Below are 12152 nucleotides of genomic sequence, written 5' to 3' on the forward strand. Positions count from 1 at the left end.
CCACTGCCAGGTAGTAGTCCTAGCGGCTCAGCGGATACAACAGCTCTTCCTTGTAACCGGCCCACACCCGCACCACGTCGGGAAAGGTATCATCCAGCTCTACGTCGCCACTGTCGACCAGCAGGGGACGTCCCTGCAGGGTGCCGAGTTTGCGCTTGGTCGCCACCACCCGGAGATGATCGAGACCCACGGCGCGCAGCACCCGTGGGCTGATCTGTTGATTGCCACGGCCGAGAATATGGCCCTGACCGCCTATTGCGGTGACCAGCAGCCGTGCGGGGTAATCGGCCACCAGTTCGTAGAGCTGCGCCTCGTTGACGTCATGGGCGATCACCTGGCCATTCTCGATCACATCGACCCCGAGCAGGGTGGTCTGCAGCCCCAGGTTCTGCGCCAGGCCATGCAGCGTCGAACCCGGGCCGAAGATATAGCGCACATCCGCCTCCCAGCTGTCTTCCAGCCAGGCCGCCAGGTCGCTCAGCACCAGCTCTTCGGATTCGACCCCGGCTTGCTTCACCTGCTGCACATAACCGCCCTCTTCCGGCACGCACAGCTCGCCATACCAGCGCGCGGCAACCTTGCCCTCGCGCAACGCGGCTTCGTCCAGGTCGCGCACCTCACCACTGGCCAGGCGCACCAGGCCGCCTTCGACCAAACGTCGGGTCAACTCGCCGGCTGCGCGCGGGCTGATCGCATAAACCCCGGAGTGGATTTTCACCCCGGCCGGGATGCCCAGTACCGGCTGATCCTCACGCACTACCGCACAGACATCCCGCGCGGTGCCGTCACCGCCGGCGAACAGAATCAGCGCCACCCCGGCCTCCTGCAATGCCGCCACGGCGCCGCGGGTGTCGGCGGCGCTGGTCGGGCCATCGTCCAGCTCACCCAGCAAGCGGTAGGCAAAACCCATCTCGCTCAGCAAGTCCGCGCCCATCGGTCCGGGAAAGGTCAGAAACTCCAGGCGCTGCTGCACCGGTCGCAAGCACTCCAGGGCGGTGCGTGTACGCAACGCCGCACGCGGCTCGCTGCCCAGCGCCAGCGCCTGTTCGGCAACTCCATCGCTACCCTTGAGTCCAGCAGGACCGCCCAAGCCAGCCAGCGGGTTGATGATCAAACCCAGGTGAAACATCGACATAACCACCTCATGGGACCCTCATCAGTTGGAGGACCTTTTCAACTCGTTACTTTTTTTGGCACAGTAACTGCGCCGTCACCGCCCGAACGGATGGGTGGCGTCAGGCTGCCACCAATGATTGTCACCGTGCAGTCATCCGGCTCTTCTAGAGTGCAGCCCCCCTGATGAGGAGACAGTTAATGAACCAGAACCAACAGACTCACAAACAGCATGATACCCCCCTGCAACAAGCGACTGCTGGCGCGATCATCGACGCCCAGGGCCGCGAGATTCCAATCACCGAGCAGATGATCCAACGTGCCTGCCGTGAGCTGGACGAGAAGGTGAAAGCGGAAAACCCGCCGAGCTGAAGCCTCGCCCGTTGCATCCGCACGCGCCGGGCTTCATGAGTCTTGCAACGGGTGCTACCCGTTGCGACCTGCCAGCAAGCCTGTCGCATGGATGGATTGCGGTATCCGCTCCGGCGCCGCGCGAGCCGTCCTGGCGTAAATTCGCGGCGAGCCAAGCCGACACCTGGATCGACCGCGACTGGAGCGCCAACAGGCGGCGCTAGACCAGCGTCGCCCCAAGTGCCCGAACCATGTGCGCCAGCTCCGGCGCCTCGCCACTCAGGCGCACGCTGAGGCCGTCGATTTCCCGTCGCGCGGGGTAATGTTTGCGCAACAGGTCGAAGTGGGCGCGCCGCTCGACCACAGAGCCGAGCAGGCTGCGGCGAAAATCCGCATCATCGCGGCGCGGGTCGTACACCGCACGGCACACCATAGCCAAGGCCCAAGCGGGATCGGCACTGGCATCCAGGCTCAATTCGCTCAACCAAGGCGCAGGCATCAACTCATCAAGGCTGAGCGTCGGCGTCACGCTCAAGCGCTGGCAGGCCGCCTGATAGACCTGCGCAGTGCCACGCAGTTTGCCGTCCAGGCTGTAGCCGGCGATATGCGGCGTGGCGATGCGGCACAGCTTGGCCAGCTCTATATCCACCTGTGGTTCACCTTCCCAGACGTCCAGCACCACCTGCAAATCGGCGCGCCGCGTGAGCAAGTCTCGCAATGCAGCGTTATCCAACACCGCGCCGCGGCTGGCATTGATCAGCCAGCAGCCGGGCTTGAGTTGCGCCAGCCGGGCGGCATCGAACAAATGATGGGTTGCGTGCTCACCTTCCCGTTCGAGGGGCGCGTGCAGGCTGAGCACATCACACTCGGTCATCACCTGTTCCAGGCTGACGAAGTCGCCCCCCTCCTCGGCCTGACGCGGTGGATCACAGACCAGCACGCGCCAGCCTAACCCCCGCAGCACCTCTACCAACCGAGCGCCGACTTGACCGGCGCCAATCACCCCATAAGTACGCGTCGACAACGAGACGCCCTGCAGCTCCGCCAGCACCAGCAGGCTGCCGAGCACATAGTCGACCACCCCACGGGCATTGCAACCAGGTGCGTTGGCCCAGCCGATACCTGCCTGCTGCAAGTAATCCAGCTCGAGATGGTCAGTGCCAATGGTGCAGGTACCGACGAAACGTACCGCACTGCCTTCGAGCAGAGTCTTGTCGACTCGGGTTACCGAGCGCACCAGCAGTATCTGCGCATCGGCCACTGCCGCGCGGTCGATGGCACGGCCGGGCAAGCGCTGAATCTCGCCGAAACCGGCAAAAAACTCATCGAGCAAGGGGATGTTTTCGTCCGCGACAATTCGCATGGCAAGGCTCCGCAAGTCAGACGGCTATTCTAAGCCAGCTTGCAAGCGCAGTCGCCCTTGCACACGCTACCGTCTAGGCAGTGACAACAGGCTTTCCTGACCAAGGCGTCAAAGCGTAGACTGCGCGGTTTTCCCCGAGCATGACTGGACGTCTTCAATGCCTGCCGAATCCCGCCTGCGGCGTGTGCGCACCGAGCTGCGTAGCCTGCTGATCCTCGCCACGCCAATCATCATCGCCCAACTGGCGCATACCGCCATGGGCTTTGTCGACACGGTGATGGCCGGCCAGGTCAGCCCGCGCGACCTGGCGGCAGTGGCGCTGGGCAACTCGATCTGGGTGCCGGTATTTCTGTTGATGACCGGCATCCTCCTGGCCACCACGCCGAAAGTCGCGCAGCGCTTCGGCGCCGGCGAGCAAGCGGCCATCGGCCCCCTGGTACGCCAGGCGCTGTGGCTGGCGCTGGCGGTCGGAGGTTGCGCGGCGGTCATGCTGTGGAACGCCGAATTCATCCTGCAGCTAATGGATGTCGAACCGAGCCTGATCACCCCCTCCATGGGTTACCTGCGCGCCGTGGCCTGCGGCTTTCCGGCGGTGGCGCTGTATCACGTACTGCGCTGTTACAGCGACGGCCTCGGCCATACCCGGCCGAGCATGGTGCTGGGCCTGCTGGGCTTGCTACTGAACATTCCGGCCAACTACATCTTCATCTACGGCAAGTTCGGCCTGCCAGCCATGGGCGGTGTCGGCTGTGGCTGGGCCACTGCGCTGGTGATGGGCTTCATGATGCTGGGTATGCTCTGGTGGGTGAAGTGGGCGCCCTATTACCGGCCAAGTCAGTTATTCAGCCGCTTCGAGCGACCACAGTGGCCGGTGATCAAGCGCTTGCTGAATATCGGCCTGCCGATGGGCATCGCGGTGTTCGCCGAGTCGAGCATCTTTGCGGTGATCGCGCTGTTGATCGGTGGCCTCGGCGCCACCGTGGTGGCCGGCCACCAGATCGCCCTGAACTTCAGCTCGATGGTGTTCATGATCCCCTATTCCCTGGGCATGGCGGCTACCGTGCGGGTCGGCCAGGCCTTGGGCCGCGGCGACCCACGCGGCGCGCGCTTCGCTGCGGCGGTGAGCATGGTCACCGCACTGGGTTACGCCTGCCTATCCGCCAGCCTGATCCTGTTGCTGCGCGAACAGATCGCGCAGATTTACAGCCCCGATCCAGCGGTGATCGCCATGGCCGCCTCGCTGATCGTGTATTCGGCGCTGTTCCAGCTTTCCGACGCCGTCCAGGTCACCGCCGCTGGCGCGCTGCGCGGTTATCAGGATACGCGGGTGACCATGCTCTTGACCCTGTTCGCTTACTGGGGCATTGGGTTGCCGGTCGGCTATAGCCTCGGCCTGTCCGACTGGCTCGGCGAACCCAGCGGCCCGCGCGGGCTCTGGCAAGGTTTGGTGGTGGGTCTGACCTGCGCGGCGATCATGTTGGCGATGCGCTTGGCCAGTAGTGCCCGGCGGCGTATTCGGGCGGCTAAACTGACGCCATGAGCGTCAAGCCTCTCACCCTACTATTAGTTATAGGGCTCGCCGCGTGTCGCCCGACCGACGACGGCCTGGCCTTGCAGGCGGATTACCTGCAGCGTCTAAGCAACGCCGCCGAAAGCAGCGCAGCCGCTGACTTCGACCGCAAGCGACTGCTGCGCTACCGCCTGCCGCCAAGGCGCGAGCGCGTTGGCGAAATTCCCGAGATACGCATTGGCCTGCTCGATCTGCTGATCGACGTACGCCGCTGCCCTGACCTGCAACAACAGATCAGCCTGCGTAACAGCAGCCTCGGCAAACAGCTGGTACCGAGTAGCCGCCTGGCCTATGAGGGCGACCTGCTACGCGCCATCGACGCCTGTCTGGCCCATCTGCAAAACGCCGAAGAGCACGCGCTGCAGGCCACACTCAGCAACCTGGCGACGGCCAAGCGCGCGCAGCTGTTGCCGGTGTTCTGGAATGCCTTGAACGCCAGCCCGGAGGTGGAGCGTTACCTGCGCTTTGCCGAGCAGGCATTACCCACTGCCCCCGCCGAAGACCAGGCGGCACTGGATGCCTTGGCGCAACTGAGTACATTGGGGCATTCACTACCCGATGCCTTGCCGCCTCCAGCGGCGCAACTCGACCCGCTGTTTTTCGCCCTGCACGCCAGCCCCCAAGGCGGCCAGTTGATCACCAGCCTGGCGAGCCTCAGTCATACGCTGAAGCAGGCCAGCCAAGTACTGGAAAGCCGTCAGCAACGCCGGCCGGTCTGCCCACTGGGTCAGCCAACAGCGCGCGGGCGCATTCTGCAGAACATCTTCGTCAAGTATTACGCGGGCGGTTTGCAGCCTTATCTGGCTCAGGTACATCAACGCGGCCAGGCCTGGAGCGACAGCCTGCGCCAGCTCAGCACGGTCGCGCAGATTCCACCGGTGACACAGGCGTACCTGCTCAGTCTGGTCGGGCCGGAGCAGTCGTTATGGGCCGACTTTGTAGCGGCGAATGCAGCTCATGTGCGTGCCTGGCAGCAGACCCTGAAAAGCTGCGGCCTGGCGCCGGGTCAGTCCGGCTGGAATGGCAAGGCCGCCAACGCCGACCAATAGGCCTCGGAGAGGAACTCGCGCCCGGCCAGCAAATGCTCCAGATAGTCGCGCGCCGGCAGCAGACCGTCCTGGCGAAACAGCGGATTGGCGATATACACCCAGGCCGGCTGCACACCCTGTGCAGTGAGGATCGGCAGGCGCTCACGGCTGTAATAGATCGGCGTACCCTCGAACGGGTCGAGTTTGGCGATTTCATTCAGCCCGGCCAGGCGATAGAGCACGCCTTCCACTACCCCGTCACGCTGATGGCGAATATTGGCGTAGGCACAACCCGGACGATCGACCGCGCGCTTGTTGAAACACAGCTCATAACCCGGCAAGCGTCCCGACAGCGCCTCAGTGACCTTCAGTCCGCGCGCCTGCATGCGGGCCGGGTTCATATTCGAGCCGTAAGCGAAATACCACATCAATCGGCCTTCTTGCGAATCCAATACAGGTAAGTGCCGGCCTCTTCGGCTTGCTCCAGCAGCTCATGGCCGAGGAACACGCAGAACTTGGGGATATCGCGGCGGGTCGAGGGGTCGGTGGCGATCACCTTGAGCAGGCCACCGGCCGGCAGGTCGCGCACCTTGTTGTGCAGCATCATCACCGGCTCCGGGCAGTTCAGCCCGGTCGCATCGAGAATGGCGTCGTGAGTGGTGTCGGGTTGCAAAGACATCGGCAGCCTCCAGAAACAGACGGCTATTCTCGCGCAAAGCCCCCCTCAGGTCACCTATGCCGGTCGGATACTCCCCTGAGCATGAGCTTGCTACTCTGGGATTGCGCCTTGCAGCGCCCACCTACACTCGCCATAGGTCATCGTATGTCGGACCGCTCGCCACCCCCGCTGCGCTGGTGCCTGCTGCGTCTGGACGACAACGGCAACGAGTTCGTCGTGCGCGACAACCTGACCCGCGCCGCAGCCGAAGCCCTGCAGCGCGAGTTCGAGGCGCGCGGGCACAAGCAGAGTTACTGGCTCAGGCCGCAACCGGCCACCAGCCAGGACGCGAAGTGATCCACTGCCAAGGCGGCGCTGTTACTTGCCCAGGCGGCGCAGGTGACAGGTGACTTCTTCGCGGTCGTGATACAGCTGCTTGCAAGCGATCGACACCTTTATCTTGCGCTCGGCAAAACCCTCTTCCAGGCGTTGCAGTAGCCGGCGCACCTCGGCATAGCGCTGCTTCATCGGCAGTTTGAGGTTAACCACCGCCTCGCGGCACAGGCCTTCACCGATCCAGGTTTCCAATAGCGCGGCGCTGCGCGCGGGCTTTTCGACGATATCGCAGACCATCCAGTCCACCGGCTGCCTGGGCTTCCAGGTGAAGCCATCGACCATCAGGTGCTGAACCAACCCTGTATCCATCAGGCTTTCGGCCATGGGACCGTTGTCGATGGCAGTCACCAGCATGCCGCGCCTGACCAGTTGGTAGGTCCAGCCACCCGGCGCGGCGCCAAGGTCGACACCGGTCATTTCGTCCGACAGCCGCTCGTCCCATTGCTCACGCGGAATAAAAGTGTGCCAGGCCTCTTCCAGCTTGAGGGTCGAGCGGCTCGGCGCTTCACGGGGAAACTTCAGACGCGGGATACCCATCGGCCACTGCGCCGAGTTATTCGTCTCGGCCATGCCGACGAACACCGCGCGGCCACTCTTGAAGGTCAGCAGCAGACGCGGCTTGTGCGGGTCTTCGACCAACTTGCCGGCTTTGCTCAGGGCGTTGCGCAGCGGCGCCTCGAACTTCTTGCAGAAGTTCGACAGTTCCTTACCGTCATTGGTATCGAGTACTTCCAGCCACAGGCTGCCAAAGGTTGGGGCGTCGGCCAGGTGGGCCAGCAGCACGCTGATGCGGTCCAACTCCGGCAGGTCGATAAATACGCCGCGCGCCCACTGCCGTGGAAAAATCAGCTGACTGAAGCGCACGCCGCGCATCAGGCGTTCGGCACCCTCTGGCTCGGTGCAGATAAATTCGGCGCAGGCCGTGCTCGGTTTGGCCTTGGCGTAACCAGCCACCTGCAGGCGAGCGGCATGCTCGGCGATTTCCGCACACACCTCATTCTCGAAACCGGGGCGGCAGTGCAGTAACAAAGTATTCATAGGGGCGTATTCATCAGGGCTCTCCACAGGGCGCGCATCATAACGGACTTGGGAACCCCAAGTGCCTGCACTCTGTCCAGTTAAAGGGCAGCTCATGCCAAACAGAGCTAACTTTAAGACTCTGTTGCACTACATCTGGTTTGTACCGTGCGAGCCACAAGGAGAAACGCAATGCCGTCCCAAGATAGCCTGAACAGCCGTCGCAGCCTCGAGATCGACGGCCAGACCTACCAATATTTCAGTCTGCCGGAGGCGGCCAAGACGCTCGGCAACCTCGACGCCCTGCCGATGTCACTTAAGGTGCTGCTGGAGAACCTGCTGCGCTGGGAAGATGGCCAGACCGTCACCGGCGCCGACCTGCAGGCCATGGCTGACTGGTTGAACACACGCAGCTCGGAACGTGAGATTCAATACCGCCCGGCACGAGTCTTGATGCAGGACTTCACCGGTGTGCCGGCGATCGTCGACCTGGCCGCCATGCGTGACGCCATGGCCAAGGCCGGCGGCGACCCGCAGAAGATCAACCCACTCTCCCCCGTGGACCTGGTCATCGACCACTCGGTGATGGTCGACAAGTTCGCCACGGCCGCGGCCTTCGAGCAAAACGTCAAGATCGAGATGCAGCGCAACGGCGAACGCTATGCCTTCCTGCGCTGGGGTCAGCACGCCTTCGATAATTTCAGCGTGGTACCGCCGGGCACCGGCATCTGCCACCAGGTCAACCTGGAATACCTCGGCCGCACGGTCTGGACCAAGGAAGAAGACGGCGAGACCTTTGCCTTTCCCGACACCCTGGTCGGCACCGACTCGCACACCACCATGATCAATGGTCTGGGCATTCTCGGCTGGGGCGTCGGCGGTATCGAGGCGGAAGCGGCAATGCTTGGCCAGCCGGTGTCGATGCTGATTCCCGAGGTGATCGGCTTCAAACTCATCGGCAAGCTCAAGGAAGGCATCACCGCCACCGACCTGGTGCTGACCGTCACCCAGATGTTGCGCAGCAAAGGCGTGGTCGGCAAGTTCGTCGAGTTCTACGGCGACGGGCTGGCCGAGCTGCCCTTGGCCGACCGTGCGACCATCGCCAACATGGCCCCGGAATACGGCGCCACCTGTGGTTTCTTCCCGGTTGACGAGATCACCCTGGGCTACCTGCGCCTGTCCGGTCGCCCCGAACCGAGCGTCAAACTGGTCGAGGCCTATTGCAAAGCGCAGGGCCTTTGGCGCGAACCCGGCCACGCGCCGCAGTTTAGCGACAGCCTGGAGCTGGACATGGGCAACGTCGAAGCCTGCCTGGCCGGCCCCAAGCGCCCGCAGGATCGGGTAGTGCTGTCCCAGGTGAGTAAGGCCTTCGATGAATTCATGGGCCTGCAGGTCAAACCCAGTCCCAAGGAAGAAAACCGCCTACTTAACGAAGGTGGCGGCGGCGCCGCAGTGGGCAGCGCTGAACTGCACAGTGAGGTCGATTATGAGCACGAAGGCCAGACCCATCGCCTCAAGGATGGCGCCGTGGTGATCGCTGCCATTACCTCCTGCACCAACACCTCCAACCCCAGCGTGATGATGGCCGCCGGGCTGCTGGCCAAGAAAGCCGTGGAAAAAGGCCTGAAGCGCAAGCCCTGGGTGAAGAGTTCGCTGGCACCCGGCTCCAAGGTGGTGACCGATTACTTCAAGGCCGCGGGGCTGACTCAGTACCTGGATGAACTGGGTTTCGACCTGGTCGGCTACGGCTGCACCACCTGCATCGGCAACTCCGGACCGTTGCTTGAACCGATCGAGCGGGCCATTCAGGACAATGACTTGAGTGTGGCCTCGGTGCTCTCCGGCAACCGCAACTTCGAAGGCCGGGTGCATCCGCTGGTGAAAACCAACTGGCTGGCCTCGCCGCCCCTGGTGGTGGCCTATGCCCTGGCCGGCAGCGTGCGCATGCATATCGGCGAAGAACCGCTAGGCCACGGCAAGGACGGCAAGCCGGTGTACCTCAAGGACATCTGGCCGAGTCAGCGGGAAATTGCCGAAGCCATCCAGAAGGTCGACACGGCCATGTTCCACAAGGAATACGCCGAGGTCTTCGCCGGCGATGCCCAATGGCAGGCGATCCAGGTGCCACAGGCAGACACCTATGCCTGGCAGGCCGATTCGACTTACATCCAGCACCCACCGTTCTTCGAGAACATCGCCGACGCGCCGCCACATATCGGCGACATCCACCAGGCCCGGATTCTCGCTCTGCTCGGCGACTCGGTGACCACCGATCACATCTCCCCGGCCGGCAATATCAAAGCCGACAGCCCCGCCGGGCGCTATCTGAGCGAACTAGGGGTGGCGCAGGTGGACTTCAACTCCTACGGCTCACGCCGCGGCAACCATGAAGTGATGATGCGCGGCACCTTCGCCAATATCCGCATCCGCAATGAAATGCTTGGCGGCGAGGAAGGGGGCAATACCTTGCATGTGCCGAGTGGCGAGAAGCTGTCGATCTATGACACAGCCATGCGCTACCAGGAGCAAGGCACCCCCCTGGTGGTGGTCGCCGGCAAGGAGTATGGCACCGGCTCATCCCGAGACTGGGCAGCCAAGGGCACCAATCTGCTCGGGGTAAAAGCGGTGATCGCCGAGAGCTTTGAGCGTATCCACCGCTCCAACCTGGTGGGCATGGGTGTGTTGCCGCTGCAATTCAAGTCGGGAATGGACCGCAAAACCTTGCAGCTAAACGGCAAGGAAAAGCTCAGCATCGCCGGTCTTGATGGCGTAGAGCTGCACCCGCAGATGTCGCTGATGGTGGAGGTCAGTCGTGAGGACGGCACGCGAGCAAGCTTCGAAGTGTTGTGTCGTATCGATACCCTCAACGAGATCGAATACTTCAAGGCCGGCGGCATCCTGCATTATGTGCTGCGGCAACTGCTGCTCAAATAAGCCTGAATGGGCGCCGACCTACATCGGCGTCCATTGCTTATCAACCCTCCCAGGCCTCTGCGGAGCCTCCCTGCTCCGACTATCGTTACAAATGGGTGCTCATGGCTCAGCGTGGATGCTGCGCCCGTACACATCCTCAAATCGCTCGATATCGTCCTCACCCAGATAGCTGCCGGATTGCACCTCAATGACCTCCAGTGGAATCTTTCCGGGATTGGCCAGCCGGTGTACCGAGGCGATGGGGATATAGGTGGACTGATTCTCGGTGAGCAGGAAAGTTTTATCGTCGCAGGTCACCATTGCCGTGCCGGAAACCACGACCCAGTGTTCCGCACGATGGCGATGCATCTGTAAGGATAGCTGCGCGCCCGGTTTAACCGTGAGGTGCTTGACCTGATGACGGCTGCCCGCATCGATCGAGTCATACCCACCCCAGGGGCGGTACACCTGACAATGGCTGTGGGTTTCCTGGCGACCTGCGCTGTCCAGGGCCGCGACCAGTTTCTTTACATCCTGCACGCAATCCTTGCGGGCGATCATCACCGCGTCCTTGGTTTCCACCACCACCACATCTTCCATGCCGAGCAGGGTCACCAGTTTCGAGTTGCCATGGACGTAGCAATTGTGGCTGTTCTCCACCAGCACATCGCCCTTGAGTACGTTGCCGTTACTGTCCTTGGCATCGACATCCCATAGCGACGACCAACAGCCAACGTCACTCCAACCGGCGGAGAGCGGAACCACGCAGGCCCGCGAAGTATGCTCCATCACGGCATAGTCGATGGAGTTGTCCGGACAACACTCAAAGGTCTTGGCATCGATTTCCATCGCCTCATGTTCGACATGGCTACGCTCCAAGGCCAACACACAGGTGTCGTAGATATCCGGGGCGTAGTTGCGCAGCTCATCCAGATAACGGCTGGCGCGGAACAAAAACATGCCACTGTTCCAGTAATAGCCGCCAGAGCGAACGAACTCGCTGGCGCGAGAAATATCGGGCTTCTCGACGAATTGCTCGACCCGATACGCACCTGGAATCAACGCATCATGGTCCTCGCAACGCGCAGCCTTGATATAACCAAAACCTGTTTCCGGACGTTCAGCGGGTATGCCGAACAGCACCATTTCGCCCTCGTCTGCTGCCGCCCGGGCGACTTCCAGCGCCTGACGTAAAGCAGCTTGATCGCTGATAAGGTGATCAGCCGGCAACACCAGCAACAATTCATCGCGGTCTTCGGCTAGCACCTTCAGCGCAGCCAGTGCCACAGCCGGCGCGGTATTACGACCGAACGGCTCTATCAACATGCCCTGTGCACTCACCCCGATGGCGTTGAGCTGTTCGTTGATGATGAAACGATGTTCCTGATTGCAGACAATGATCGGCCGCTCTACTCCCTCGAATCCCAGACGTTGCAAGGTCTGTTGAAACAGCGTGTGTTTCCCGGCCAAAGCCAGAAACTGCTTGGGATAGAGCTTGCGGGACAACGGCCAGAGCCGGGACCCGCTGCCGCCAGACAAAATCACCGGAATCATGCTTGTCTCTCCTATGAACGCTACATCGCTGCCAGATACGAACGCTCATCGCTGGCGCTTAGCTGCCCGTATGACGACCAAGCTCCGACTACCGCTGAACATTCCTGCCGATGGAGCCAAGCCGTCTTCCTGACCGCGTGGCCGGTTGCCGGGGATTTCCCGGATAGCAAGGAGGCACCTCCAAGTGCC

At 62.4% G+C, this 12152-nt stretch carries 11 protein-coding genes; 5 read left to right on the forward strand and 6 right to left on the reverse strand.

The features are described 5' to 3' along the window. Nucleotides 1-19: 19 nt before the first annotated feature. Entirely contained in the window at nt 20-1135 is a 1116-nt protein-coding gene (locus TMS3_RS16610; protein ID WP_025166408.1) for an ATP-NAD kinase family protein, read from the reverse strand. Nucleotides 1136-1314: 179 nt separating this feature from the next. Between TMS3_RS16610 and TMS3_RS25485 the strand changes: the two genes are divergently transcribed. After that, nucleotides 1315-1485, forward strand: a complete 171-nt coding sequence (locus TMS3_RS25485; protein ID WP_200929690.1) for a PA1571 family protein — start codon at nt 1315-1317, stop codon at nt 1483-1485. Between the two features lie 199 nt (nt 1486-1684). Here TMS3_RS25485 and pdxB read toward each other — a convergent pair whose 3' ends face one another. Further along, a complete protein-coding gene (pdxB, locus tag TMS3_RS16615) occupies nt 1685-2827 on the reverse strand; it encodes a 4-phosphoerythronate dehydrogenase PdxB (RefSeq protein ID WP_025166409.1) in 1143 nt (380 codons plus the stop codon). Between the two features lie 157 nt (nt 2828-2984). Between pdxB and TMS3_RS16620 the strand changes: the two genes are divergently transcribed. After that, nucleotides 2985-4367 (forward strand): MATE family efflux transporter, encoded by a 1383-nt coding sequence (locus tag TMS3_RS16620; RefSeq protein WP_025166410.1) that lies wholly within the window; start codon nt 2985-2987, stop codon nt 4365-4367. After that, on the forward strand, nt 4364-5446 hold the full coding sequence (locus tag TMS3_RS16625) for a DUF3080 family protein (protein WP_025166411.1): 1083 nt from the start codon (nt 4364-4366) through the stop codon (nt 5444-5446). The genes TMS3_RS16620 and TMS3_RS16625 overlap by 4 nt, the downstream gene beginning before the upstream one ends. On the opposite strand, the gene TMS3_RS16630 is transcribed toward TMS3_RS16625, so the two are convergent. Beyond that, on the reverse strand, nt 5404-5853 hold the full coding sequence (locus TMS3_RS16630) for a gamma-glutamylcyclotransferase family protein (protein WP_043301906.1): 450 nt from the start codon (nt 5851-5853) through the stop codon (nt 5404-5406). The two genes, TMS3_RS16625 and TMS3_RS16630, sit on opposite strands and share 43 nt — an antisense overlap. Next, entirely contained in the window at nt 5853-6104 is a 252-nt protein-coding gene (gene tusA, locus TMS3_RS16635) for a sulfurtransferase TusA (protein WP_025166413.1), read from the reverse strand. Before tusA ends, TMS3_RS16630 begins: the two co-directional genes overlap by 1 nt. Before the next feature lie 81 nt (nt 6105-6185). On the opposite strand from tusA, the gene TMS3_RS16640 reads away from it, so the two are divergent. Further along, nucleotides 6186-6440, forward strand: coding sequence for a hypothetical protein (locus tag TMS3_RS16640; protein WP_407691619.1), 255 nt, complete (start codon nt 6186-6188; stop codon nt 6438-6440). 21 nt (nt 6441-6461) lie between these two features. On the opposite strand, the gene rlmM is transcribed toward TMS3_RS16640, so the two are convergent. Next, a complete protein-coding gene (rlmM, locus tag TMS3_RS16645) occupies nt 6462-7517 on the reverse strand; it encodes a 23S rRNA (cytidine(2498)-2'-O)-methyltransferase RlmM (protein WP_025166415.1) in 1056 nt (351 codons plus the stop codon). Between the two features lie 171 nt (nt 7518-7688). On the opposite strand from rlmM, the gene acnA reads away from it, so the two are divergent. Next, nucleotides 7689-10430, forward strand: coding sequence for an aconitate hydratase AcnA (gene acnA / locus TMS3_RS16650; RefSeq protein ID WP_025166416.1), 2742 nt, complete (start codon nt 7689-7691; stop codon nt 10428-10430). Nucleotides 10431-10529: 99 nt separating this feature from the next. Here the strand turns inward: acnA and TMS3_RS16655 are convergent, their stop codons facing one another. After that, nucleotides 10530-11963 carry a mannose-1-phosphate guanylyltransferase/mannose-6-phosphate isomerase gene (locus TMS3_RS16655; protein WP_025166417.1) on the reverse strand — a complete coding sequence of 478 codons (1434 nt, stop codon included), beginning with the start codon at nt 11961-11963 and terminating at the stop codon, nt 10530-10532. Nucleotides 11964-12152 lie beyond the last annotated feature (189 nt).

The organism is Pseudomonas taeanensis MS-3 (assembly GCF_000498575.2).
GTDB lineage: Bacteria > Pseudomonadota > Gammaproteobacteria > Pseudomonadales > Pseudomonadaceae > Aquipseudomonas > Aquipseudomonas taeanensis.